This is a genomic window from uncultured Eubacterium sp. (assembly GCF_934525195.1).
GTDB lineage: Bacteria > Bacillota > Clostridia > Oscillospirales > Acutalibacteraceae > Eubacterium_R.
Window position 1 is genome coordinate 82,682 of sequence record NZ_CAKSZA010000001.1, and the last position, 24,835, is coordinate 107,516.

Consider the following 24,835-nt stretch of genomic DNA (forward strand, 5'->3'; position numbering starts at 1 on the left):
TTGAATTTTATTCGTAAAAACCAACTGATTTGATGTGAGGAGTTGAACGGCTTTGACGGATAACAAGAACTGCGCCTGTTGCTTTTTTGTTAAGCTTAACAATTTTCTTTGCGCCAACGATTGTGCCCTGATAAGCACGCTTGTAGCTTCCGTTCGGCTTTTTGATATAAAGGTCAAACTTTTCAATTCTCTGTGAATAAGTCAAATCTTCGCTGATAACAAAATATCTGAGTTTCTTCGCAGAGTCAAAGTCGAATTCGAAATAACCTTGATTTTCTTTGAGCTCACCGATATTCTGCTCCAAAACAGGATAAGCCGTGATGTCCTTGATTTTTTCGCCAAGGGCTTTGAGGCTATGAACATCCTTTGCACAAATTACACCCTTATCGGTTGGCGGAATATTAAGGAGAAGTGTGCAGTTGTTGCCGACAGATGTGAGATAAATCTTGAAAAGTCGTCTTGCACTCTTTACGGTTCTGTCATCTTTTTTGTGATAGAACCAACCCTTACGGATTGAAACATCAACCTCGGCAGGATACCAAGAGAGATTTGCATTTTTCTTGAGGATGTTTCTTGAACCCAAGTCCTCATCCATAGTGTCTACCTTTTGAAGTCTTGCGGCGTCACCCTCTGCATTTTGGCTGTTCTTTTCGATAGCTTCGCACTGTTTGAGAGAAGCAGGAACAACAGAATATTCATTCTTTCTTGCCTTGCCTGCCTCATTGCCTACCCAACGGATATCCTCACCGCAGATAGCAATATTTGCATTTGGTTGCATTGTACGGATAAGTTTGTAATATCTCTGCCAATCATATGTAAACGCCTTTGCATTCGCACCCTTTGCACCGTCAAACCAAACCTCAAAAAGTTCACCGTAGTTACCGCAAAGTTCTGTAAGCTGACGAATGAAATAATCATTATACTGCTCTGTTCCATAGGTCGGCTCGTGCATATCCCACGGAGAGAGATAAACGCCGAATTCAATGCCCTGATTGTGACATTCATCCGACACAGCCTTTACAATATCCTTGCCCATAGGGCTGTTCATAACATTGAAATCTGTTGTGCCTGTGTTCCAAAGGCAGAAACCGTCGTGGTGCTTACAAGTGAGGATAACGCCCGTCATACCGGCGGCTTTAACGGTCTTTACCCACTGTTCAGGCTTGATTTTTGTAATATCAAAATCAGAAGCAACCTCGCTTCCGCAACCCCATTCTCTGTCGTTTGCGGTGTTCATACCAAAGTGGAAGAACGCATAAAACGGCTTGTCCTGAAGTCTTTGTTGGCTCGGAGTAGGAACAACTGAAATATATCTCTGCACCTCTGCATCATTGAGAGGCGCACCGTTATTGTCGGTTGTCCAGTTTCTGTCAAGTTTCATATTCATAGCAATGTACCACCATAATTGAATTTATACTCTTTTACTATACCATTATTTTAACATTCCGTCAATAAAAAACTCCCTTGGGCGAACCCAAGAGAGTCTTTGAAATACATTTGGAGATTATCGGAACACACCGATTAATACATACCGCCCTGTGATGCTGCTGCCATAGCTGCTGCCTGTGCTGCATCTGCCTGTGGGTCTTTGATGTCTGTTACAAGTGATTCTGTTGTGAGAACCATTGCTGCAACAGAAGCGGCATTTTGAAGTGCAGAACGAGTTACCTTTGCAGGGTCAACGATACCGTTTTCAATCATATCAACATATTCGCCTGTTGCAAAGTTGCAACCTGTGCCGGCAGGGCTGTTCTTAATCTTATCAACGATTACAGAGCCTTCCTCGCCTGCATTTGCGGCGATTTGACGAACCGGCTCTTCAAGTGCCTTGAGAACGATATTTACACCTGTCTTGTAATCTGCGTCATCTGTATCAAGAAGTGCCTGAGCCGCAGGAATTGCATTGATGAGAGCAACACCGCCGCCCGGTACGATGCCCTCTTCAACAGCTGCCTTTGTAGCTGCAAGAGCATCTTCAATACGGAGCTTCTTTTCTTTCATTTCTGTTTCGGTAGCTGCACCAACCTTGATAACTGCTACGCCACCTGCCATCTTTGCAAGTCTTTCCTGGAGTTTTTCTCTGTCAAAATCAGAAGTTGAATTTTCAATAGCTGTTTTGATTTGAGAAGTTCTTGCCTTAATGTCGTCGCTGTTGCCTGCGCCGTCAACGATAATTGTATTTTCCTTTGTAACCTTAACCTGACGAGCCTGACCGAGCATAGCCATTGTTGTATCCTTGAGTTCAAGACCGAGGTCGGAAGTGATTACCTGACCGCCTGTAAGAATTGCGATATCCTGAAGCATATCCTTTCTTCTGTCGCCAAAGCCCGGAGCCTTTACGCATACACAAGTGAATGTACCACGGAGCTTGTTGAGAAGAATTGTTTGAAGAGCCTCGCCCTCAACATCTTCTGCAATGATAACAAGCTTCTTGCCTGCCTTGAGAACACTCTCAAGGAGAGGAAGAATATCCTGAACAGTTGAAATCTTCTTGTCTGTGATGAGGAGCATTGCATCATCGATTACAGCTTCCATCTTATCGGTATCTGTTACCATATAAGGTGAGATGTAACCACGGTCAAACTGCATACCGTCTACAACTTCACAAGTTGTTTCTGCTGTTTTTGATTCTTCAATAGTAATAACGCCGTCGGCTGTTACCTTTTCCATAGCCTCTGCGATAAGAGAGCCTACATATTCGTCGGCAGCCGAAACAGTTGCGACTCTTGCGATGTCGGCATTATCCTTTACTGCACGACTTTGAGCCTTTACAGAATCTACAACTGCATCAACAGCACCTTTGATACCGTTTTTAACAGTCATTGGGTTTGCACCTGCGGCAACATTCTTCATACCCTCTCTGACAAGAGCCTGAGCAAGAAGTGTTGCTGTTGTTGTGCCGTCACCTGCATCATCATTTGTCTTTGATGAAACTTCCTTTACGAGCTGTGCACCCATATTTTCAAAAGGATTTTCAAGCTCGATTTCCTTTGCGATTGTTACACCGTCGTTTGTAATGAGCGGTGAACCGTATTTTTTATCAAGAACTACATTTCTGCCCTTTGGACCAAGTGTAATCTTTACTGTGTTTGCAAGCTTATCAATACCTGCTTGAAGAGCCTTGCGGGCTTCTTCGCCATAAATTATATCTTTTGCCATAGCTAAATTCCTCCTTATATTATTACTCAACTACTGCAAGAACTTCTTTGACCTCAGTGATGGTGTATTCCTCACCGTCAACCTTAACCTGAGTGCCTGAATACTTGCTGATAATAACCTTATCGCCAACCTTAACGGTCATAGGGTATTTTTCTGTGCCCGGACCTACTGCAACAACCTCGCTAACCTCCGGCTTTTCCTGTGCGGAAGCGGCAAGAATAAGACCTGATGCAGTTGTTTCCTCAGCCTTTACTTGTTTGAGCAGAACTCTGTCTGCAAGTGGCTTAATAGTCATAATATATCACCTCATTAAAAATTTACCATTTATGTGTTAGCACTCTTTATCCCTGAGTGCTAATATATATTTTAGCAACTTTTTCAAAAATGTCAATAGGGTTCATAAATTATTTAAAAAATATATGATGTTTAGTGAATATTATACTTCAAACAGAAATAAAAAACAGGCGAAAATCGTCACGCCCAAACAAAATGACTTCCCTTGATAACAAGAGAAGTCGGAATAAATATTATTTAAAATACATATAATATTGGCACTTAATCATACCGTTATAAAGTTTACGACGTTTATCGGCTTTTCTGCCGAAACACTTTTCAAACTCTTCATCAGGAGAAATGATGCCATAACTCCAACCGTGTCTGCGAACAAATTTGTCACCCATAACACGATATAGTTTTTCGGCAGTGCGAATATCAAGCATTCTTTCGCCATAAGGCGGATTTGTGATGAGAGTACCCTTTTCGGTTGTCGGATTGAACTTTGCAACATCGCAAACAGAAGTGCGAATAAACTTGTCAACCTTAATATTTCTTGCATTTTTTTCAGTCAATTCGATTGCGTGAGGGTCGATATCCGAACCAAAAGCAACAAAATCGGTGTCGGTCTTGATTAAATCGTGACAACGTTCACGCTCGCTCATCCAAACAGATTCGGGAACAAAACCCCAACGGTCAACATCAAAATTGCGATTGATGCCCGGTGCAATATTGTTTGCAAGCATTGCGCCCTCTATAAGAATAGTTCCACTTCCGCAACAAGGGTCGTACATTGTGTGATAGTGACGAAGTTGAGAAAGTCGGCACATAGCAGCGGCAAGAGTTTCTCTGATAGGAGCATCATTGCCTACAGGACGGTAGCCTCTTTTGTGAAGTCCTCTGCCTGAAGTATCAAGCATAATTGTAACTTCATCCTTCATAATTGAGAACTGCACCTGATGGACAGGACCGCTTTCCTCAAACCAATTAATGTGATAATCTTCCTTAAGCGATTCTACAATTGCTTTTTTAATTATCTTTTGGCAATCAGGAACAGAATGAAGCGCGGAATTTATTGAAAAACCCTTTACAGGAAATTCATCGGCTGAACCGATAAATTCACTCCACGGCAAAGCTTTTACCGCTTGGAAAAGTTCCTCAAATGTCACAGCGTTGAATCTATCCAACACAATAAGAATACGTTCGGCATACCTTGACCAAATATTTGCACGCGCAAGTATTGTTTCGTCGCCGTCAAAAAACACTCTGCCGTTTTCTGCACAGACATTCTGCGCATCCATAGCTTTTAAATCATCCGCTACGATGCCCTCTATACCCAAGAGGCAGGTAGCAACCATTTTCATCATCATATTTTACACCTACATAAAAATTGGGTGGTTGTTGTGCCACCCAAATAGTTTTATTTGCTTGAAGAGATGTCGTAATAAACAACTTCTCCGTCTTTCACATAGCCTTTTTCACGAGCTTTTTGTTCGATATATTCATCCTTATTGTCTGAATTGAGGATTGACTTAACCTTTTTGTTTTCGTCAAGCTGTTGTTCATACTTAGCATTAAGTTCCTGCGATTCAATTTTAAGTCTGCTGATATCGGCAGCATTTGAAATTAAGCAAAACGAGCAGTATCCGACCAACGCCACAATAACCGCGATAACAAAACCGATAATTACATTTTTCTTGTTTTTAACCTTATTGCTTTTAGTTTTCATAGCGGACTCCCCTCGTTTATTTACCCTTATATTATATTATAACCGCACAAGTAATTGCAATAGTTTTTTAAAACTTTTTTAACCTTTTTGTAAATCTTCTGCGTTTTACAGAAAGTTTGTTTACAAGCTTTTGATTTATTTTTGAAAAAATTCTGTGTATAGTTTGACGATACAAAACAAAGCCGGTTAAAGTGAACAACAAATGGTAATATCTAAAGCCGTCCGTTCCAAATCCTACAACAAAACAAAAGAACGCCACGCCGAATGACAAAAGCATAACAACATCAACAAAAAAGGCAATTACCTTAGGCAACAATACATCTTCAATCAAAGTAACAAACGAATAAACAAATGCAAAAACCGAACCGAGAGCGACAAACGAAAACAACATCATCACGAAAAAAGCCGCCTGAACGTGCTTTTTTTGACTCCGTCATTAACATAAACAAGGGCGGTTATTTTGCCGTTTACCTTTAAGCAACCGCTTGTTAAATCGAGTTCTTCAATGTGCAAGCCCTCGCCTTTGATAGTTAAAGCACCGTAATCGGTTTTTGCGTGTATTTCTTCTTCATTGAACGCATCAACATCCGTCACGCCGTCAAGAGTGGCAAATTCTCGATTTTTCACAGTAAAAGAATGTTCTTTTTTATTTTCAAATTCATTCATACTAATCCCTCAAAGGAATATATGAAAAAATGCCCTGAAATATTCAGAGCATTAAACATTCTTTTTAATTTTTGAAATTCGGTCAACAACCAATTTTGAAGCGTAGCCCATAACAAGACCGGTCACCATACCCGAAACAAGGAGAACCGGCAAATAATAAGCAATTCTGACCGTACTTGTAAGAACAACCGCTACAATCAACTGTCCGATATTGTGCATTATACCGCCGAGCATACTCACACCGACAATAGAAAGCTTGGTGTTTTTGAGCAAAGTCATAATGAGCCAACTCAAAAAGCAACCGACAAGGCTATATGCAATAGTCATCGGATTGCCAAACAGCAGACCCGACAAAAGCACACGAAGCACGCCTATAATAATTGCATCAACAGGCTTCATCATATAGAGTGCAAACACAACAACGATATTTGCAAAGCCGAGTTTTACACCCGGAATCGGGATGAGCAAATTAATCGGAATAAACGATTCAAGATAGCTGAACACAAGTGCAAGCGCTATCATCATACCGTAGAACGCAATATTTTTTAATTTAGATTTTTTCATACAAAATACCAACTATGCCACGGCATCAATCTCATCATCCGCCGATTTTTCATCAGTCACGGTGACAACAAATTTATGAGGCAGGCAAATAATCGACTCACCCGACCGATTGACAGATTTGTGATTGACGCAAACACCGTCGGGACAATTTGCCTGAGTCACCTTTGCTTTGCCGTCTTTAATGACAAGAGTGTTTGTATCGCCGTCAAAATCATACTGCTTTTCAAAATCTTCATCAAGTTTTAAGGTGTCAACGACTTTTCCGTCAACCTCAACCTGAACGAATTTGCCGCTGTCGCCATTGACAAAATAAAGATAAAAGCAAAGCACACCTGCAACTGCAAGCACAACAGCAACTATAATCAAGTCAGCCTTTTTCATTATTTAGCCAAAAATTCGGTTACATATTCTGCTGCGTTATCAACACCGTTGATTACAGCCTCTGATGAAATTGTACTCTTTGCGATTACATCAACCTTTGAGCCTTTTTCAATGCCGTTTGATGAAACAACAGGTATCTTTTTGCCCTCAAACTGATTTTTGAAATCATCGGTAGCAATACGAACACCGAGGTATTCGGTTTCTTCCTGTTTGATGATGTCAACCCCGCAAACAACTTTGCCGTCAGCGGTGATTGTTGTTGCCATTTCGATAGGAGATTCAGCGTTGTAACCGACTGTTGTGCCGTTGATTACATAAGCCACAACTTCGTTTTTATCGTTATACACTTCTTCAACGCCTGTTACGCCGAGTTTGTTATCTTTAACATCAACAGGCACAGACTTTGAAATTGTGAAGTTCACATCAACGGTGCCGTTATTTTTCTCATCAACAGCATTTTTGATTGCGATTGAGCCAAATACAACAGCAACGCTGAGTACAAGCATAATGACGAAATACACAAGCTGTTTTTTTGATTTTGGATTGTAATGCGCTTTTGATTTCATAATTTATTCCTCCGAATTATCTAAAAATTGATTAAATCCTTTTGAAAATGTTTTGTTATATTCCTTATCAACCCACACGGCTTCTATTCCGTCAAGGCTGTCAACAAGATTTTTGCCGTCCTCAATAGTCATATTAAACAACGCAGTTGACATTGTATCGCCGAATGACGAATCCTTGCAAATCACCGACACGCTCGCCATATATTCGCTCGGCATAAGTGTTTCGGGGTTGATTATATGGCAATATTTTTTGCCGTCAACGGTGTAGTAGCGTTGATAATCACCGCTTGTTACAATGCACTCGTCCGTGATATTGAGTTTTAGCAAGAAATCATCCGAAGTAGTATCGGGATTTTCTATGCCGATAGTCCATTTTGTTTTGCCGTCATCGTTTTTATAGCCGAAAGTCGAGACATTTCCGCCGATTGAAATAGCGGCGCTTGTCCACAAATTGCTCTTTGCCCAGTCTGAAATCTGTTGAACGGCATAGCCTTTGGCGATAGCACCGACATCGAGTTTCATCTCAGGGTCTTTAAAATAAACGGTATTATTATTCTTGTCTATAACAAGATTGTTAATATCGGTATGCTTGCTTGCTTCTTTAAGTTTCGACATATCGGGAAGCTTCGCTTCCTCGGGATTTGCAATGCCGTAATCCCTCTCGTTATGCCACAATTCAAGAACCGTGCCCATACAAATATTCACTTTACCCTGAGTGGTGTTATAAATTTCTTTGCCGTAATTGAGCATATCAATTATTTTCGCATCAACCTTTACAGGAGCTTTGCCTGCAAGTTTGTTGACATTATAAAGATTTGTTACACCCTCGTATTCCTTATAAATATCGAACAGTTCATCATAGGTTTTAAGTTCATCATAAAACCGCTGATAATTGCGGTCGAACACTTCCTGACTGTTGTCATAAGCGATAACAGTTGAAGCGGTATCGAAAAGGTCAAGGAACGACGCTTTATATTTTTCCTTTGCTTTGACAGAATTGGAGCAAGAAGCGAAAGCAACAGCAACCGCAAAAGCCAAAAACAGCGACATTATTTTTTTCATAAATAATATTATAACAGAAATTCGGCAACAATTCAACCACTATAATATATTTATTATATATAAAACAAATAAATATGTTCACAAATATATTCAAAAAAAGGTTTCCAAAAGCAAACGAAAAACTTTATAAAAAAAGTTCCCCAAAAGGGGAACTTTAAATTAGCAATTAAAAGCAATTATGAATTGATTGCCTTTGCAACATTTTCTGCAATGCCGTTGATTGTCATTGTGCAACCGGCCTTGAGGTCTGCGTCAGTTGCTGTCATATCGTCGCCATAAGAAGCCTTAACTTCGTCAGCTGTCTTGCCAACACACCACTTCTCAAATGCTTCAGCCTGCTCATACCACTCTTTACCGATTGGTGATGCGCCTCTCATATTGTAATCATCGCCAAGTTCTTTCTTTGACTTGTAAGCTCCTTTTGCGACAGTGAACTTGCCGTCAGCGATTGAGCACTTAGCCTGTGAAGCATCGATAACGCAAGATGTTACCTTGCCGTTTGCATCAACAGTTACAATTGCATAGTTTGTGTCGTACTGAAGATTTGTTTCGTTTGACTCATAATACTTTTCTGTTGTCATAGAAAGCTTGAGTGAATCAGTAGCGCTTGCACCGAGGTCTTTTGCATTTTCCATAGCCTGTGCTGTTACCTGTGCAAAACCGTTTGCATACATTGTGCAACCGGCCTTGAGGTCTGCATCTGATGGATAACCGTCTTCGCCGATACCTGCCTTAACTTCTTCAGCTGTCTTGCCCTTTGCCCATTCTTCAAATGCAGCAATTTGCTCATACCATTCTTTGCCGATTCCGGAAGCACCCTTCATACCGTAGTCTTCCTTCTTATCACGCTTTGTTCTGAGGTCTGCTACATCGCCGTTATCCTTTTTGAGGTCAGGCTTTGTCTGAGCTTCGTCAATTTTTACATCAATAATTTTACCGTCTGCATCAACAAGAACTGCTGCACATACAGAGTCAATTTCAAGGTTTGTGTCTGACTTATTGTATTCGTCATCCTTAATTTCGCTTGAAATAGCATAGCCTGTCTTTGCAGTTGCTGCTGCATCAGTTTTTGTGTCGTCTGGTGTTGCTGAATCCTTTGAACCGGAGCAAGCTGCAAAGCCGACTGCCATCAAGCCTGCAAGTCCGACTGCAAGAAATTTTTTCATTTTAGTCATAATAATCCTCTCCTTTAATATTATTGTTTACCAAAATGTTAACATCATTTTAAATCATTGATAAGAGATTGTCAATATCTTTGTGAAAAATTTATCACAATATTTTGACATTAATATTTCTTAATTATCTTTCTTGGACACTTTTCGGCACATTTACCGCAAGAAGTACATTTTTCGTAATCAATCTTTGCGATGTTATCAACCACTGTGATAGCTCCTGCCTCACAAACCTTTTGGCAAATACCGCAAGCGATACAACCTGCTGTGCAGGCATCTCTTACATCCTTGCCCTTTACATGTGAGAAGCACTGAACACGATAATGTGATTCGGCAGGAACAAGCTCGATAAGCTGATGAGGACAAATCTTTACGCACTTGCCACAAGCAATGCAAAGGCTTTCGTCAACAACGGCTTTCTTGTCGATAATACGAATTGCACCTTCAGGGCAAACTCTTGCGCAAGAGCCAAAGCCGAGGCATCCGTATTTACAAGCATACGGGCTTGAACCCGGCATAATTGAAGCTGCCGTACAGCTGTCAATGCCGATATAGTTATAATCAAGAGTTCTCTTGTCGCTGTTACCGTCACACTTTACATATGCAACCTTGCGAGTCATTTCGCCAAGTTCCGCACCCATAATTTTTGCAACTTGTTCCGCAACAGGCTTGCCGCCGACAGGACAACCCGAAACCGGAGCTTCGCCTGAAGCGATAGCGTGAGCAAGAGCATCGCATCCTGCATAACCGCAACCACCGCAGTTACTGCCCGGAAGAACCTCTCTGACCTTTTCTTCTTTTTCATCTACTTCTACATGAAAAACTTTTTCTGCAATGCCGAGGGCAACGCCGACAATCAAACTGATGAGGCAAACAATACCAACGGCAATTAAAATCTCTTTAATATCCATAAAGCTCCTTTCTGCTTAAGCAAAAGCATTGAAGCCGTAGAATGCAATAGACATAAGGCAAGCAGTCATAAGAACCGCAGGTGTGCCCTTGAAGCATCCCAAGAAATCATTGTTTTCTGTTTTTTCACGAACACTTGCCATAATAACGATGGCAACAGTAAAGCCTAATGCAGTGCCGAAGCCTGTAACAACGCTTGTAATTACATCGTTTGACTGCTGAACATTTGTGAGAGCAGTACCCAAAACCGCACAGTTTGTTGTGATAAGAGGAAGGTATACACCAAGGCTCTTATAAAGTGACGGAACAACCTTTTTGAGGAAAGTCTCAACAAGCTGAACCAAGAATGCGATTACAACGATGAATATAATAGTTTTTAAATACTCTAAATGAAGCTTTACAATAACATATTTATAGAGTGCACTTGAAACAAGTGACGAAAGAGTGATAACGAAAATTACCGCTCCGCCCATACCTGCGGCAGTTTTGGTGGATTTTGAAACACCGAGGAACGGACAAATACCCAAGAACTGACTGAGAACAACATTGTTGATGAGTGCTGTTGTAATCAGAACCAAAAACAACTTTCCTGCCATTTACTTGCCCTCCTTTTCTGCCGACGGACATTGTGCACAGTTGCCTGTACAACCTGTCTTTTTCTTTTCTTTCTTGCTTACGCCGAGTTTGTTCATCAAAGCGCAGAGAAGTGAAAGCACCAAGAATGCACCCGGAGCAAGAATGAAGAGTGAAATAGGCTCATAGCTTTCAGTCAATACACGAAGTCCGAAAACTGTGCCGTTGCCGAGGATTTCTCTGATGATACCGATAGTGGTAAGACCGATTGTGAAACCGATACCGATACCGATACCGTCAAAAATCGAAAGCACAACGCTATTCTTCGAAGCATAAGATTCCGCTCTGCCGAAGATGATGCAGTTTACAACGATGAGAGGGATGAAAATACCCAAACTGCTGTAAAGCGGAGTGAGAAATGCATGCATAAGCATTTCTACAATAGTTACAAATGAAGCAATAATAATGATATAAACAGGCACTCTTACGCCGTTTGGAATAACCTTACGCAAAAGAGAAATAATCATATTTGACATAATGAGAACTGCCATTGTGGCAACACCCATACCAAGACCGTTGAGTGCGCTTGTTGTTACCGCCAAGGTCGGACACATACCAAGCATAAGCACAAAGGTAGGATTTTCCTTGATGATACCGTTATAAAGTCTTTCTAAAATACCCTTCAAAAAAATCTCCCCCTCTCTTACTGTGCCTGTGCGGAATCCGCACCGCCGAAGTTTGCTTGATAGAAAGCAATACCGGCATTGACCGCCTCTGTTACGGCATTTGTTGTGATTGTTGCACCTGAAATTGCATCAATCTCCGTATCAGCCGTAGCACCTGACTTTGTATAGCTCAAAGTTTGTGCCGGCTTGCCCTTGAACTGATTTTGGAAATCAGGATCTGCACATTTTGAGCCGAGACCTGCTGTTTCGCTGTTGCTGATTACAGTAAAGCCTGTAAGCTTGTCGTCCTTGATACCGATTGCAACCTGAATTTCACCGCCGTAGCCGTTTGGTGAAGTTGAAGCAATGATATAGCCCTCTGTGTCGCCGTTTGATGACTTAACTTCAAGAGCGTCTGTTACAGCACAGCCTGCAAGGCCGTTTTTGTCAAAAAGTTTTGTTGATTTTTCAATCATTTTGTCGAGTCCGTCAACCTCGCCGAACTCTGTGGCATCGGCATAAACAACTTTATAAGCCGCTGCCTTTTGATTAATTTCCGCCTGTTCGATAGGACCTTTGGTAATTTGGTTTACAACAGCCAAAGCCGCAACGGCAACCAAGGTGATAATAACCAAAACCAATGTGTTTTTGAACAAGCCTGATTTTTTCTTTTCCATTACTGTGCATCTCCTTTCGCTTTAACTGAGCCGAAAGGCTTTGGAACAGTTATTTTTTCAATCAACGGAACAAGAAGGTTGCAAATGATGATTGCATATGAAACGCCCTCTGCCGATGAGCCTACAACTCTGAACATTGCTGTTACGAAGCCGAGAAGCACACCGTAAAGGAGTTGTCCCTTTGGAGAAATCGGGCTTGTTACATAGTCGGTTGCCATAAAGAATGCACCAACAAGAAGTCCGCCTGACAAAGCCTCGCTCAAAAGGTAATTTACAGTTACTGTGTCACCCTGAACAAGTCTGATAATTGCGATGAACGCAACAGTTGAAAGAATATATGTACCCGGAATACGGATTGAAATAACCTTTTTGATAAGGAGATATGCGGCACCGATCAAGATAGCCAAAGCCGAAACCTCACCGATGCAACCGCCGTGCATACCGAGGAAAAGTGATGTCAAATCAAGTTCTTTGCCGTCACCGAGCTGTGCAAGAGGAGTTGCACCTGCCACAGCGTCAAGTGCGGTGTCTGTCTTGCCTGCAAGGAGATAAAGACAATCTTTGATTTTGCCGTCCTTGAAAAGTTCGGCAAATGATGCGCTGTATACCTTATACATTGCAAAGTCGCTCATTTTTGCTGCGAACGAAATGAGAAGGAAGCATCTTGCAGCGAGTGCAGGGTTCATAAAGTTCTGACCCAAGCCACCGAAAAGCATTTTTACAATAATGATTGCAAAGCCGCTACCGAGAACAGGTATGTACCAAGGCACACTTGCAGGAAGGTTAACAGCCAAAATAAGACCTGTTACCAACGCACTGTTGTCAAAAATTGTAATCGGTCGCTTTGTGATAACTTCAAAAAGAAGCTCAAAAAGAACACTTGATACAACGCAAAGAACGGTTACGAACAATGCCGGAAGGCCGAAATGGTAAATACCGAATGCAAGAATCGGCAAAAGTGCCAAAGCAACATCGCCCATAATTGTTTTGGTGCTGTCCTGTGTTCTTAAATGCGGAGATACCGAAACATTATACATAATTTACTTTACCCCCTTTGCTTTTTGTCTGTTAAGTTCTTTTCTTACCTCTGCCTTGCCGACATTGAAAAGGTGGGTAAGAGGAATTCTTGCCGGGCAAGTGTATGAGCAACAGCCACACTGTACACATTCCATACCGCCCAAATCCGCAAAAGCAGTGAATTTGCTCTGCTTAACAGCCTTTGCAAGCATTTGCGGAACAAGATTTGACGGGCAAACACTTACGCATCTGCCACAGTGAATACAATTTGTAGCCTCAACAGAAGCAACATCATCCTCTGTGAAAGCAAGAATAGACGCAGAAGTCTTTTGAACAGGCACATCGAGTGTGCTCATAGCAAAGCCTGTCATCGGACCGCCTGAGATAATCTTGACTGCATCTTCCTTCAAGCCGCCGCACTTTTCAATTACATACTGATGGCTACAACCGATTGGCACTTTGAAGTTGTTGCATTGATTAACGCCGTCACCTGTTATGGTCATATACCTGTAAATAAGAGGAATATTCTCATAAAGTGCATTGTAAATCGCAAAACATGTTGATGAGTTTACAACAACGCATTTTGCATCGGCAGGAAGCATTTTTGAATTAATCTTTCTGCCTGTTACGGCATAGATAAGTGAACGCTCACCACCCTGCGGATACTTTGTTTTAAGTTCGCAGATGTCCATATTATCATCAGGTTGAATAAAGCCCTTGATAACCTTGATTGAATCGTTCTTGTTGTCCTCAATGCCGAAAACAGCCTTTGCATTTGGCAAAAGTCTTTGAATTTGGCGAACTGCCTTGACAATCTGCTCGCCCTTTTCAAGCATAATGCGATAGTCAACGGTGAGATAAGGCTCGCACTCACAGCCGTTGATGATGATGGTGTCGATTTCATCGGCATTTTTAGGTGACAATTTTACACCTGTCGGGAAGCCTGCACCACCCAAACCGATAATACCGAAGTCCTTGATTTTTTGGAGAACTTCCTCAACGGTCAAATCATCGGGATTTGACTTAACACCCATTCCCTCGACTTCTTCATCAAGTCCGTCATTTTCAACAACAATGGATTTTACAAGACTGCCGTTGATTACTCTGCGGTTTTCGATAGATTTTACCGTGCCTGAAACCGAGCTGTGCACGGGTGCGGAAATAAATCCGCCTGCCTTCGCAATCATCTGACCTTTTAGCACTCTGTCACCCGGATTTACGAGTGGCTCGGCAGGTGCGCCGATATGCTGGCTCAAAGGATAAACGGTTACAGAAGAAGCATTAATTGCGGTGATAGGAAAATCTTTTGAAAGCTCCTTGCCCTCATAAAGACGAAGTCCCTTTTTTAATGCTTTTCTTTTCTTCATTAAAAAACATCCTCTCTACTCTTTTAGACATAAATTTTTAATCCAACTAAATTTTATGTTTATTATAATATAGCATATTATTATAGAAATTTCAACAGTAAAACTATACCCAACTAATGATTATTTTCAATTATACTGCGAATGTTCTCCTCTGCCGATTTCACCTCGCCCTGAAATTCACGGGAGGAAACACGAAGCGCACCGTTGCCGAGAATAATAACCTGCTCAAGAGCATCGGAGGTGACAACTCTGACCTTGTGCTTTTTTGCCAAATCAAGCGAGGCCTTTTCGATGTACATATCTGCGGTTTCTGCCTCTTTGGTGTAAACAACGGTGATGTTGTTCACCTTTTCGATTTCACGGTGATTGCCTTTGACCTTGTAGGCATCAAAAACAACAATAACCTCGCATCTCTTATACCCCTGATAATTACAGAGAATATTGATGAGTGCATTTCTTGCCCCGTCAATACTGCTGTCGGCAAGATTTTTCAAATTATCCCACGAAAAGATGACATTGTAGCCGTCAACCAAAAGATATTCGGGGCCCTCATATTTTGGAGCTTTTGGCATCTTTTTAGGGTTTGGTTTCTCAGTTTTTTCAGTAAAGGTGAAGTGGCTGTTATTTGGATTTTTGTGCTTAATTTTTCCGTAGGTTTGCTCAAAAATCTCCATAAGTTCTTTATCAAGTGCAAACAAATCGTTTTTGTCTGCATAGCTTGACATCCTGCCGACCGATTGACTTGGGGCGTACTCGCTTTTCGGTGTTGACAGTATGCTCGGCAAGTGCATATGACTTTTGACCTCGTCCCACTTTACATTATAGCCTGCGCCCTTTGAACAGAACACGGAATCACAAGTGTTGTCGGTGTCGCTGTCGGGATTATAATCAAATTCTGCAATCACTTCATCGGCATTATGGCACGGCTCATAGCCTTTGAGAGTGCACGAAAGTTTGCCCACTCCACGGGTATACTGACGCACTGTGCCTGCATAATCGCACATTGCCGAAACGGGAGCAGAACCTGTCAAAACAGACATTTCCCCGTCCGATTCGGGAGAGTTAAAAGTGCCGTGCATAAGCTGAATATCGGACATTGCCCTACCGACATTTTCGTTTGGAACTTCAAGAACAAAATCATAATACGGCTCAAGCAAAACACTTTTTGCACTGCGGAGTCCTTGGCGAACGGCACGATAGGTTGCCTGCCTGAAGTCACCGCCCTCGGTGTGTTTTGGGTGTGCCTTACCCGATTTCAAGATAATTTCCATATCGGTTATCGGCGAACCTGTCAACACACCGATATGAGTTTTTTCATACAAATGAGTGAGGATGAGTCTCTGCCAGTTTTTATCGAGAACATCCTCTTTGCAATCGGTTTTGAACACAAGTCCGCTGCCTCGTTTGCCGGGTTTCAACAGCAAATGCACCTCGGCATAATGGCGGAGCGGTTCAAAGTGACCGACCCCCTCGACCGCTTCTTCAATAGTTTCTTTATAAATTATACTGCCCTTGCCAAAGGATATTTCAATACCAAATCTGTCGGCAAAGAGCGTTTGCAAAACTTCAAGCTGAATATCACCCATAAGTTTGATGTGAATTTCGGAATAACGCTCGTTCCACTCGACTTTTAACTGCGGGTCTTCTGCCTCCAAAATACGCATATCCGACAACACGGTGTGAGCGTCTGTTCCGTCGGGAACATTGACGGTATATGTCAAAACAGGGGTAAGAACAGGCATTGACGAATTATCCTCAACGCCCAAGCCGTCACCCGAATTTGTAAATGTTATGCCCGTTACGGCACAAACTGTGCCTACCGTTGCCTCATCGACAGCGGTGAATTTTTCGCCCGAATAAAGACGAATTTGATTGACCTTTTCGCCGTTTATGTTTTTCTCACTTTTCAAGATTTCTTTCACTTTCAGCGTGCCGCCCGTGATTTTCATCATAGTGAGTCGCTGACCTTTATCCTCGGAGATTTTGTACACCTTTGCGCCAAAATCGGAGCCGTACTGCGGTTGCTCAGTGTAATCATTGATTAAATCCATAAAGGCGTCAACACCGTCAAGTTTGAGCGCAGAGCCGAACATACAAGGAAAAACTTTTCTGTTTTTAATTGCAGAAGCGACATCCTGTTTGCCGAGGCTGTCCTCCTCGTATTTTTCAAGAAGAACATCATCGCACAAGGCAATATTTTCGTTCAACTCATCATCGGGCAAAGTGAAGTCAACGCAACTGTCGCTCAATTTGGTTTTCAGCTGATAGAGAACAATATCCTTGTCTGCGCCGTCCAAATCGGTCTTATTAACAAAAATAAAGCAGGGCACTTTATACTTTGCAAGGAGTTTCCACAGAGTTTGAGTGTGGCTTTGAACACCGTCGGTTGCGCTGATGACCAAAATTGCGTAATCGAGCACTTGAAGTGTTCGCTCGGTTTCAGCAGAAAAATCAACATGCCCCGGCGTGTCAATAAGCGTTATATCCGTGTCCTTGTATTTAAGCAGTGCCTGCTTTGAAAAAATCGTTATTCCTCGTGAGCGTTCAAGAGAAAATGTGTCCAAAAAAGAATTTTTGCTGTCTACCCTGCCGAGCTTTGAAATAGTGCCCGAATGATACAGCATAGCCTCAGATAATGTGGTTTTGCCCGAATCAACATGCGCAAGTATGCCGACAACAATCTTTTTCATTTTCTCACCTCACGATATTTTATATTAAATATAATATCATATCACGAGCCGAATGTAAAATTATATTTCTATTTTAACAATATCGTCAATCGGAATTTCCGTGCCGTCAATCAAAATCCTGCGTGCAAAAGAATCTATCTTTTTTACACCGCCGACTTTGGTTACATAAGCACCGCCCGATTTGAGTTTATCGGGCACAAAATAAGTGACTGACACCTCGGCAATTTCGCCCAAATTATATGAAATATACTGCAAAGCGTCATTGAGCGCCTCAATTTCGTTTTCGTCAAGAATTACCCTTTCGTCCGTCACACGGGCAGTTTCGGCAATTTCGTCCTCAAAGCCTTTCAATGCGGCAAACGAAGCGAACTGTGCCGAGCGTTGAGCCACAGAAAGATGCGCCCTCTTGGTTGAGGTGTGATGTGGCAAAGATATAATATCGTCATATTTCATTCCGCCTTGTGACCTCCCACCTGATTGTTGCGTTCTATCGTTGTGGCACATTCCTGCAAATTTGTACCTTTGAGAATTGCGTTTTTGCCGTATCGTTTTTGAATACGAAGCATAGCGTTTTGCAGGCTTCGCTCTTTTTTCAAGCAATCTTCTTGTGCCTTTATTTTTGAATAATCGGTGAAGAAATCAAGCTGACAAATCTGCGGTTCAACCTTATTTTCATCGGTTATGTGATTTGCGGAAATATTGACCTTGCGAACAGACAAATTCCTGTCGGCAATCCTGAAAAGCACAGCCAATGCAGTTTCAACAATTAGTTTTGACGATGAAGTCAAGCGGTTTATATTCCCTGTTCCGTGTGCGTGCTTCGGAACTTTTCTGCCGTAGCCGTCAATCGTGATTTCGCCCTTATATCCGTTTTTTACATTTTCTATATCATAGTTAAGCGTGAGCACAATTTGGTCGGTTGTAACCCCTTTGTCCACTAAATCAAGTGCAAGAAGTTCTGCCATTTCACGCACGATAACGGTTGTTTCGTCAAAGCTGTACGGTCGGGTTAGCACCTGACCGGAGCTGATGCTTTTGGTGTCGGGCTTATACGACTTAACATCCTCAATTGTGCAAGGTTCCCAACCCCAAGCATGGTCTATGATAAGTTCGGCGTTAATGCCGAAAAGTCGATACAGCAAATCCTCGTTGTAAAATTCATTTGACGAACCGACGGAACATTTTGCAATGTCGCCCATCGTGTAAATTCCAACGCTTTCAAGCCGTTTTGCAATTCCCTTGCCGACACGCCAAAAATCAGTAATCGGACGATAATTCCACAACTTTTGACGATAAGACATTTCGTCAAGTTCAGCAATTCTGACACCGTTTTCATCGGCATCAATATGCTTGGCAACAATATCCATAGCGACCTTGCAAAGATACATATTTGTGCCTATTCCCGCAGTGGCGGTTATACCCGTTTCGTCAAGAACGGCTTTTATCATATTCATTGCCATTTGATGAGCGGTGATTCCCGAAGTGCGGAGATACCTCGTTGCATCAATAAACACCTCGTCAATCGAATAAACCAAAATATCTTCGGGCGACACAAAGCTTGAATATATGGCAAAAATCCTGTTGCTGTATTTTTTGTAGAGATTCATCCGAGGCGGAGCAACGATATACGACAGTTTCAGTTCGTTATCCGTCAACTCATCTGCGTTGTAAGATTCGCCCTTAAATTCGGCATAATTATTTTTCAATTTGCGATTATTATTGACCTGACGGACACGCTCAACAACTTCAAAAAGTCTTGCTCTGCCCGGAATACCGTACGCTTTAAGCGACGGAGAAACGGCAAGGCAAATGGTCTTTTCCGTTCTGCTGTCATCAGCGACAACAAGATTGTTTTTCAGCGGGTCAAGCCCACGTTCAACGCACTCAACAGAGGCATAGAACGACTTTAAATCTATTGCAATATATGTTTTTTGCTTTGCCATAAAAATGCCTCCATATAGATATTATTAGTTACTGAAAACATTATATCACACAAAAAGCAAAAATCAATACAAATGTTCGATTTTTGTTTAAAAGAGAAAATTTTGGTACAATTAAGCAATAAAACAAAAGCACATCAAAAGATGTGCAAAAAGTAAAACAGCAACCACCAAATGGTGATTGCTGTTTTTTTGTGCGTAGACGGGACTTTCGTCAAGATACATTCCGTGTTCAAATTCTTTTGCGAGCAAAAGAACAACAAACACTACATATATCTTTCCTCTCCCCACAAAGTCTAACGGACTTTGCGGAGACCCCATACAAGACAATTCAAATCATACATCTCATAGCAAAAAAAAGTAGACACCAAATGGTGTCTACTTTTTTTGGTGCGAGAGACGGGACTTGAACCCGTACGAGTCGCCCCACACGCCCCTCAAACGTGCGCGTCTGCCGATTCCGCCACTCTCGCGTCAACAGTTAGAAGTATAACAGAACCGGCTACAAATGTCAACACTTTTTTTAAATTTTTTTAAAGTTTTTTTGACCGCTTAAAATAAGCTTGATATGTAGCTCGTTTCGTCTATTATCACGGACGGATGCTCGGCAAAAAGAGTTTCGAAAGACCTGAAGCCCCAAGAGCAACCTACTGCTTCTATATTGGCATTTTTGGCTGTTCGCATATCAACCTCGCTGTCGCCGAAGAAAATTGCCTCTGTCGGCTTGCAATCAACTGCCGAAAGTGCTCTCAAAGTGGTTGTCGGGTCGGGCTTGGTCGGAAGTCCGTCTATGCAACCTGTGATGAAATCAAAAAATCCTTTGCCGAAAATATGCTCAACCATACCATGAGCAGCAATGTCGGGTTTGTTTGAAACAACGCAAAGTTTCACTCCCATATCCTTGAGAATTTGGAGTTGCTCCTTTATGCCGTCATAAGCGTGAGCATGGTCAAGCTTGATTTCGTCATATATAATCTTAAATTCTTCGTATCTTTCATTAAGTGTTTGCTCGTCCAAAGTATGATTGAAAGCCCGCTCAACAAGTTTTTTTGCACCGTTGCCAACAAACTTTTTGTAATCATCCAAAGACCAATTAGCTTCAAAGTTATGCTTTTTAAGCAAGATTTCGGTTGCACCTGCCAAATCATCAATAGTGTTGACAAGTGTGCCGTCCAAATCAAATATTGCACATTTAATTTTGCTCATACAAATCACCCAAATCCTGTTCTTTATCCTTTTTTCGTTTTCTGACAAAATAGGTGGCAACCGCTATAACAACAACACCTGCCACTACGCCCGATTCAATATAAATCTTGCGTTCCGTTTTTTTGCTGTTTACAGAGAGATTTCCGCTTTTTACGCTTGACCAAAGATTGTTTTCAAGTTCAAGAATATTCTGCGGAAGATTTGCAAAAACCTCGCTCACAGGCGCAGGGTCGGGATAAACCGCATCGTTGCCGTAAAGCGAACATTCATCATTTTCCTGCACAGCCTTGTTTGCGGAAGCATAGAAAATATACTCCTCGTTTGCAAGTGCAACTTCCGGCTCTTGCATAAAGTTTATGAACGCTTCTGCGCCTTTTTTGTTCTGTGTGCATTTTGGAATACAAAAAGCGTCATAAAAAGCATTTACGCCCTCTTTTGGATAAGCATAGCCTAAATCGGGATTGTTCTCGTTCATAAGAACATAATCGCCGACATAATAAGTTGCAAATGCGTACTCGCCCGATTCCATAAGATTGAACACCTCGTCCATAACATAAACGGGATTAACCTTGTCTTTTTGCTCGGCAAGCAGTTTTGCGGCATCCACCCAATCCTGCTCATTTTGAGTGTTCAGGCTTTGACCCAACAATTTTTGAGCAATAGCAAACGCATCACGGCTGTTGTTGAACATCAGCACCTTACCCTTGTACTGCTCGTCCCACAAGACTTTCCAAGAGTCGGGTTTTTCTTTAACCAACTTCTTATTATATATAAGAACGGTATAGCCTGTATTGAAGCAAACAGAATACTTCTGTTCGGGGTCAAACGGAAGATTCAGGCAATCCTCACGCATATACTTCATATTCGGAATATTTGAATAATCAAGCGGAAGAAGCATATCTTCGTCAATAAGACGCTCAACCATATAGTCGGACGGAGTGATTACATCATAAGAAACGCCGCCGCCCGAAAGCTTGGAATACATATTCTCGTTTGATTCAAAATTGGTATAATTGACTTTTGCACCCGTAAGTTTTTCAAACTCACGGACAACATCCATTGAGCCTTCTCCGCCATCGGAAATATACTCACCCCAGTTGTACACATTGACAGTTGTTCCCTGAAGTCCAAGCGACTTATAATAAGCCTTTTGCTCATCGGAAAAATAGTCCTCATCTGCATAAGCTGTGACATTCATCAACGGCAAAGCACACACAAGGCACATAAGAAAAGCAACAATTCTTCTCAATTTTTTCATCCTCGTGCCTCCTTTTTTTCCGCCCTTGTTTGTGCGATATTCATAAAAATCAAAAGCACAAGAATGACAAGAAACATAAGGGTTGACAATGCGAACATATCAGGTTTTACTCTCTTTTTGGTGAGAGAGAAAATGTAAATCGGTAAGGTCTGGAATGACGGTCCGTTGGTGAAATACGATATGATGAAATCATCAAGCGACAATGTGAAAGACATAATACAGCCTGTGATGATGCCGTTCATAATTTCGGGCATAACAACCTTAACAAACGCCTTGAACGGTTTGCAACCGAGGTCAACCGCCGCTTCGTAGACATTCATATCAAACTGACGAAGTTTTGGCATAACATTCAAAATAACATACGGCAAGCAGAAAGTGACATGAGCAATGAGAAGTGTTGTGAAGCCGAGCACTTCTTTTACATTGACAAGTGCACCGACAAATACAAACAAAAGCATCATTGAGATACCTGTTACAATTTCAGGATTCATCATAGGAATGTTTGTGACATTCATCATAGTTTTTTTGTACAATCTGTTTTTCTGCATAAACAGACCGACCGAAGCCATAACACCAAGCACGGTGGAAACAGCCATTGTTGCAAGAGCAAGCAAAACAGTGTTTTTGAGTGCGTTCATAGCGGCTGTGTCGTGGAACATCTCAACCCACCAAGAAGTTGAAAAGCCGTCCATAATATAGGTTGAAGAACCTGAATTGAACGAAAACACGGTCATAACGGCAATAGGTGCGTACAGAAAAACGAAAATGAGCACCATATAAAGCCTTGATGCAAGCGAAACCTTAGTTTTCATATAACGACACCTCCGTCCTGTGTGCCGTCATCAAAGTAATTCATTACTCCGAGGCATACGAAAATCAAAAGCATAAGCACAAAACTGAGTGCCGCACCGAGATGATAGTTATTTGCCGACTGGAACTGACTTTCGATAACATCGCCGATAAGAACAATCTGACCTCCGCCGAGTTTCTGCGTGATGTAGAAAGTTGAAACGCAAGGCACAAAAACCATTGTGATACCGGACAAAAGACCCGGCAATGACAAAGGCAAAATCACTCTCCTAAAGGTTGTTATTTTACCCGAACCCAAGTCGTGAGCCGCCTCGACAAGCGAATTGTCAAGCTTTGAAAGAACGGTATAAATCGGCAAAATCATATACGGCAGGAAATTATAAACCATACCGAAAATTACCGCACCGCCCGTATTAATCATATGAACACCCTTTAATCCGATTGCATTGAGCAAGCTGTTCACTACTCCGCTGTCGCCCAAAATGGTCATAAGGCTATATGTGCGGATGAGGAAATTCATCCACATCGGGAGCATAACAAGGAGCACCATGGTTCTTTGAGTGTTGACACTGTGCTTTGAAAGAGCGTAGGCAAACGGATAGCCGATAAGCACGCAAATAACCGTTGCTGCCAAGCCATAAAGAACGGACAACAAAATTGTTGGAAAATAATTTTTTATCTGTGTCATATTTGAAAAAGTGAACGCACCTGTTTTGTCGGTGAAAGCATAGAACACAACCATAACAAGCGGAACAATGATGAAAAGCACAGACCAAAGCAAATATGGCTTATCAAGCATTTTTTGAGAAAGACTACTCTTCTTCATTTTCGTCCTCCCAATTATATGATGCATCGGAAATATGATCCATCTCGTCGGAGAATGACGAATAGTCACCGAACTCACCCGAATATTCGCTACGCTTCATAATATGAATAGCGTCGGGTTCGATATGCATACCGATAGTGTCATCAACATGGATGTCGTCCCTTGTGGTTTGAATCATCCAAATAAAACCGTTTACATCAACAAGGATTTCAAAATGAACACCCTTGAATGTTACGGATGTTACCTTGCCTGTGAGAGAAGCCTGTGTGCCCGGCTCTCGAATTAAAATATCCTCAGGGCGAACAACAGCCTCTACAAATTCGTTTTTGTCAAAGCCTTTATCAAGGCACTTAAACTTGACGCCGCCAAAGGTTACAAGATAATCGTCAATCATAATCGCATCAACAATATTACTTTCGCCGATGAAGTCGGCTACAAAAGCGTTGACAGGCTCGTTATAAATATCTTCGGGAGTGCCGATTTGCTGGATTTTGCCCTTATCCATAACAACCACGGTATCGCTCATAGAGAGTGCTTCCTCTTGGTCGTGGGTAACATAAATAAAGGTTATGCCGAGTTCCTGCTGAATATTTTTGAGTTCTCGCTGCATATCTTTGCGAAGTTTGAGATCAAGCGCACCGAGAGGCTCGTCCAAAAGAAGAATATGCGGTTTGTTTGCAAGCGCTCTTGCGATGGCAACACGCTGTTGCTGACCGCCTGAAAGCGAGTTGATGGGACGCTTTTCAAAGCCTTTAAGGTTGACGAGTTTGAGCATATCGGCAACGATTTGACGAACCTCCTCTTTCGGCTTTTTTTGAAGCTGAGGTCCGAATGCTATATTTTCATATACATTTAAATGAGAAAAAAGAGCATAACGCTGAAAGATGGTATTGACTCTACGCTTATGTGCAGGTAGGTCGTTGATGCGTTTACCCTCAAATATTATATCTCCGCTATCGGGCTTGACAAAGCCGGCAATGGCACGAAGAGTTGTGGTTTTACCGCATCCTGATGGTCCTAACAGGGTTATAAACTCTTTTTCGTTAATGTATAAATTGAGATTTTCCAAAACTGTATTATCACCATAGCTGACGGTGATATTCTTCAAGTCAATAATCTTTTTCAATTATGCACTTCCTCTTTATTGCAGGCGTTGGAAAGACTCACCAACCCCCTCACGATTTACAATTAAAAAATTGCATTAAGTCAAATATATATTTTTTATATTATAATGTCAATATTTTTTTATGATTTTCAGCAAAAAAATTGTCGCAAAAAGTATAGTCGGCTCTCCTTGAGAAAAATACAAAGAGAGCCTTTTAAGT

26 protein-coding genes and 1 tRNA gene are annotated in these 24,835 nt (G+C 41.8%); all 27 read right to left on the minus strand.

Annotated features, from left to right (window positions below):
* Positions 1-7: 7 nt before the first annotated feature.
* Positions 8-1,387, minus strand: coding sequence for an alpha-L-fucosidase (locus Q0E03_RS00380; RefSeq protein ID WP_297128030.1), 1,380 nt, complete (start codon positions 1,385-1,387; stop codon positions 8-10).
* 134 nt (positions 1,388-1,521) lie between these two features.
* Positions 1,522-3,159: a chaperonin GroEL gene (gene groL, locus Q0E03_RS00385; RefSeq protein ID WP_177665321.1), complete on the minus strand. Its 1,638-nt coding sequence runs from the start codon at positions 3,157-3,159 to the stop codon at positions 1,522-1,524.
* A gap of 22 nt (positions 3,160-3,181) precedes the next feature.
* Complete coding sequence (gene groES / locus Q0E03_RS00390) at positions 3,182-3,454, minus strand: co-chaperone GroES (RefSeq protein WP_297128032.1); 273 nt, start codon at positions 3,452-3,454, stop codon at positions 3,182-3,184.
* Between the two features lie 232 nt (positions 3,455-3,686).
* Entirely contained in the window at positions 3,687-4,802 is a 1,116-nt protein-coding gene (locus tag Q0E03_RS00395; RefSeq protein WP_297128035.1) for a class I SAM-dependent RNA methyltransferase, read from the minus strand.
* A gap of 50 nt (positions 4,803-4,852) precedes the next feature.
* Positions 4,853-5,161, minus strand: coding sequence for a septum formation initiator family protein (locus tag Q0E03_RS00400; protein ID WP_297128038.1), 309 nt, complete (start codon positions 5,159-5,161; stop codon positions 4,853-4,855).
* Between the two features lie 67 nt (positions 5,162-5,228).
* Positions 5,229-5,555 (minus strand): spore cortex biosynthesis protein YabQ, encoded by a 327-nt coding sequence (locus tag Q0E03_RS00405; RefSeq protein WP_297128041.1) that lies wholly within the window; start codon positions 5,553-5,555, stop codon positions 5,229-5,231.
* A complete protein-coding gene (locus Q0E03_RS00410) occupies positions 5,555-5,827 on the minus strand; it encodes a YabP/YqfC family sporulation protein (protein WP_297128044.1) in 273 nt (90 codons plus the stop codon). Before Q0E03_RS00410 ends, Q0E03_RS00405 begins: the two co-directional genes overlap by 1 nt.
* Before the next feature lie 51 nt (positions 5,828-5,878).
* Positions 5,879-6,391: a Gx transporter family protein gene (locus Q0E03_RS00415; RefSeq protein ID WP_297128047.1), complete on the minus strand. Its 513-nt coding sequence runs from the start codon at positions 6,389-6,391 to the stop codon at positions 5,879-5,881.
* Positions 6,392-6,403: 12 nt separating this feature from the next.
* Entirely contained in the window at positions 6,404-6,772 is a 369-nt protein-coding gene (locus Q0E03_RS00420; protein WP_297128050.1) for a NusG domain II-containing protein, read from the minus strand.
* Positions 6,772-7,338, minus strand: coding sequence for an FMN-binding protein (locus tag Q0E03_RS00425; RefSeq protein ID WP_297128053.1), 567 nt, complete (start codon positions 7,336-7,338; stop codon positions 6,772-6,774). Before Q0E03_RS00425 ends, Q0E03_RS00420 begins: the two co-directional genes overlap by 1 nt.
* Before the next feature lie 3 nt (positions 7,339-7,341).
* The gene (locus Q0E03_RS00430; RefSeq protein WP_297128055.1) at positions 7,342-8,400 is read right to left on the minus strand and encodes an FAD:protein FMN transferase; all 1,059 of its coding nucleotides are present in this window, start codon (positions 8,398-8,400) and stop codon (positions 7,342-7,344) included.
* A gap of 176 nt (positions 8,401-8,576) precedes the next feature.
* On the minus strand, positions 8,577-9,575 hold the full coding sequence (locus Q0E03_RS00435) for a hypothetical protein (RefSeq protein WP_297128058.1): 999 nt from the start codon (positions 9,573-9,575) through the stop codon (positions 8,577-8,579).
* 110 nt (positions 9,576-9,685) lie between these two features.
* Positions 9,686-10,483 (minus strand): RnfABCDGE type electron transport complex subunit B, encoded by a 798-nt coding sequence (locus Q0E03_RS00440; protein WP_288527054.1) that lies wholly within the window; start codon positions 10,481-10,483, stop codon positions 9,686-9,688.
* A gap of 15 nt (positions 10,484-10,498) precedes the next feature.
* Positions 10,499-11,077, minus strand: a complete 579-nt coding sequence (locus Q0E03_RS00445) for an electron transport complex protein RnfA (protein WP_297128063.1) — start codon at positions 11,075-11,077, stop codon at positions 10,499-10,501.
* Entirely contained in the window at positions 11,078-11,740 is a 663-nt protein-coding gene (gene rsxE / locus Q0E03_RS00450) for an electron transport complex subunit RsxE (RefSeq protein ID WP_297128066.1), read from the minus strand.
* A gap of 17 nt (positions 11,741-11,757) precedes the next feature.
* Positions 11,758-12,396 carry an RnfABCDGE type electron transport complex subunit G gene (locus tag Q0E03_RS00455; RefSeq protein WP_297128070.1) on the minus strand — a complete coding sequence of 213 codons (639 nt, stop codon included), beginning with the start codon at positions 12,394-12,396 and terminating at the stop codon, positions 11,758-11,760.
* Positions 12,396-13,433 carry an RnfABCDGE type electron transport complex subunit D gene (locus Q0E03_RS00460; RefSeq protein WP_297128072.1) on the minus strand — a complete coding sequence of 346 codons (1,038 nt, stop codon included), beginning with the start codon at positions 13,431-13,433 and terminating at the stop codon, positions 12,396-12,398. The genes Q0E03_RS00455 and Q0E03_RS00460 overlap by 1 nt, the downstream gene beginning before the upstream one ends.
* Before the next feature lie 3 nt (positions 13,434-13,436).
* Positions 13,437-14,780, minus strand: a complete 1,344-nt coding sequence (rsxC, locus tag Q0E03_RS00465) for an electron transport complex subunit RsxC (protein ID WP_297128074.1) — start codon at positions 14,778-14,780, stop codon at positions 13,437-13,439.
* A gap of 113 nt (positions 14,781-14,893) precedes the next feature.
* Positions 14,894-17,470 carry a translation factor GTPase family protein gene (locus tag Q0E03_RS00470; protein WP_297128077.1) on the minus strand — a complete coding sequence of 859 codons (2,577 nt, stop codon included), beginning with the start codon at positions 17,468-17,470 and terminating at the stop codon, positions 14,894-14,896.
* Between the two features lie 60 nt (positions 17,471-17,530).
* Positions 17,531-17,923, minus strand: a complete 393-nt coding sequence (locus Q0E03_RS00475) for a hypothetical protein (protein WP_297128080.1) — start codon at positions 17,921-17,923, stop codon at positions 17,531-17,533.
* On the minus strand, positions 17,920-19,413 hold the full coding sequence (locus Q0E03_RS00480; RefSeq protein WP_297128083.1) for a DNA methylase: 1,494 nt from the start codon (positions 19,411-19,413) through the stop codon (positions 17,920-17,922). The genes Q0E03_RS00475 and Q0E03_RS00480 overlap by 4 nt, the downstream gene beginning before the upstream one ends.
* A 385-nt stretch (positions 19,414-19,798) precedes the next feature.
* Positions 19,799-19,883 (minus strand) — tRNA-Leu (locus Q0E03_RS00485).
* 79 nt (positions 19,884-19,962) lie between these two features.
* Positions 19,963-20,616 (minus strand): HAD family hydrolase, encoded by a 654-nt coding sequence (locus Q0E03_RS00490; RefSeq protein WP_297128087.1) that lies wholly within the window; start codon positions 20,614-20,616, stop codon positions 19,963-19,965.
* Complete coding sequence (locus Q0E03_RS00495; protein ID WP_297128090.1) at positions 20,603-21,874, minus strand: PotD/PotF family extracellular solute-binding protein; 1,272 nt, start codon at positions 21,872-21,874, stop codon at positions 20,603-20,605. Before Q0E03_RS00495 ends, Q0E03_RS00490 begins: the two co-directional genes overlap by 14 nt.
* On the minus strand, positions 21,871-22,686 hold the full coding sequence (locus Q0E03_RS00500; protein ID WP_297128094.1) for an ABC transporter permease: 816 nt from the start codon (positions 22,684-22,686) through the stop codon (positions 21,871-21,873). Before Q0E03_RS00500 ends, Q0E03_RS00495 begins: the two co-directional genes overlap by 4 nt.
* On the minus strand, positions 22,683-23,510 hold the full coding sequence (locus Q0E03_RS00505) for an ABC transporter permease (protein WP_297128097.1): 828 nt from the start codon (positions 23,508-23,510) through the stop codon (positions 22,683-22,685). Before Q0E03_RS00505 ends, Q0E03_RS00500 begins: the two co-directional genes overlap by 4 nt.
* The gene (locus Q0E03_RS00510; protein ID WP_297128100.1) at positions 23,497-24,636 is read right to left on the minus strand and encodes an ABC transporter ATP-binding protein; all 1,140 of its coding nucleotides are present in this window, start codon (positions 24,634-24,636) and stop codon (positions 23,497-23,499) included. Before Q0E03_RS00510 ends, Q0E03_RS00505 begins: the two co-directional genes overlap by 14 nt.
* Positions 24,637-24,835 lie beyond the last annotated feature (199 nt).

Coding starts and splice junctions, on each gene's coding strand:
- Q0E03_RS00380 (WP_297128030.1), bottom strand. CDS start 1,387: ATGAATATGAAACTTGACAGAAACTGGACAACCGACAATAACGGTGCG.
- groL (WP_177665321.1), bottom strand. CDS start 3,159: ATGGCAAAAGATATAATTTATGGCGAAGAAGCCCGCAAGGCTCTTCAA.
- groES (WP_297128032.1), bottom strand. CDS start 3,454: ATGACTATTAAGCCACTTGCAGACAGAGTTCTGCTCAAACAAGTAAAG.
- Q0E03_RS00395 (WP_297128035.1), bottom strand. CDS start 4,802: ATGATGATGAAAATGGTTGCTACCTGCCTCTTGGGTATAGAGGGCATC.
- Q0E03_RS00400 (WP_297128038.1), bottom strand. CDS start 5,161: ATGAAAACTAAAAGCAATAAGGTTAAAAACAAGAAAAATGTAATTATC.
- Q0E03_RS00405 (WP_297128041.1), bottom strand. CDS start 5,555: ATGATGTTGTTTTCGTTTGTCGCTCTCGGTTCGGTTTTTGCATTTGTT.
- Q0E03_RS00410 (WP_297128044.1), bottom strand. CDS start 5,827: ATGAATGAATTTGAAAATAAAAAAGAACATTCTTTTACTGTGAAAAAT.
- Q0E03_RS00415 (WP_297128047.1), bottom strand. CDS start 6,391: ATGAAAAAATCTAAATTAAAAAATATTGCGTTCTACGGTATGATGATA.
- Q0E03_RS00420 (WP_297128050.1), bottom strand. CDS start 6,772: ATGAAAAAGGCTGACTTGATTATAGTTGCTGTTGTGCTTGCAGTTGCA.
- Q0E03_RS00425 (WP_297128053.1), bottom strand. CDS start 7,338: ATGAAATCAAAAGCGCATTACAATCCAAAATCAAAAAAACAGCTTGTG.
- Q0E03_RS00430 (WP_297128055.1), bottom strand. CDS start 8,400: ATGAAAAAAATAATGTCGCTGTTTTTGGCTTTTGCGGTTGCTGTTGCT.
- Q0E03_RS00435 (WP_297128058.1), bottom strand. CDS start 9,575: ATGACTAAAATGAAAAAATTTCTTGCAGTCGGACTTGCAGGCTTGATG.
- Q0E03_RS00440 (WP_288527054.1), bottom strand. CDS start 10,483: ATGGATATTAAAGAGATTTTAATTGCCGTTGGTATTGTTTGCCTCATC.
- Q0E03_RS00445 (WP_297128063.1), bottom strand. CDS start 11,077: ATGGCAGGAAAGTTGTTTTTGGTTCTGATTACAACAGCACTCATCAAC.
- Q0E03_RS00455 (WP_297128070.1), bottom strand. CDS start 12,396: ATGGAAAAGAAAAAATCAGGCTTGTTCAAAAACACATTGGTTTTGGTT.
- Q0E03_RS00460 (WP_297128072.1), bottom strand. CDS start 13,433: ATGTATAATGTTTCGGTATCTCCGCATTTAAGAACACAGGACAGCACC.
- rsxC (WP_297128074.1), bottom strand. CDS start 14,780: ATGAAGAAAAGAAAAGCATTAAAAAAGGGACTTCGTCTTTATGAGGGC.
- Q0E03_RS00470 (WP_297128077.1), bottom strand. CDS start 17,470: ATGAAAAAGATTGTTGTCGGCATACTTGCGCATGTTGATTCGGGCAAA.
- Q0E03_RS00475 (WP_297128080.1), bottom strand. CDS start 17,923: ATGAAATATGACGATATTATATCTTTGCCACATCACACCTCAACCAAG.
- Q0E03_RS00480 (WP_297128083.1), bottom strand. CDS start 19,413: ATGGCAAAGCAAAAAACATATATTGCAATAGATTTAAAGTCGTTCTAT.
- Q0E03_RS00490 (WP_297128087.1), bottom strand. CDS start 20,616: ATGAGCAAAATTAAATGTGCAATATTTGATTTGGACGGCACACTTGTC.
- Q0E03_RS00495 (WP_297128090.1), bottom strand. CDS start 21,874: ATGAAAAAATTGAGAAGAATTGTTGCTTTTCTTATGTGCCTTGTGTGT.
- Q0E03_RS00500 (WP_297128094.1), bottom strand. CDS start 22,686: ATGAAAACTAAGGTTTCGCTTGCATCAAGGCTTTATATGGTGCTCATT.
- Q0E03_RS00505 (WP_297128097.1), bottom strand. CDS start 23,510: ATGAAGAAGAGTAGTCTTTCTCAAAAAATGCTTGATAAGCCATATTTG.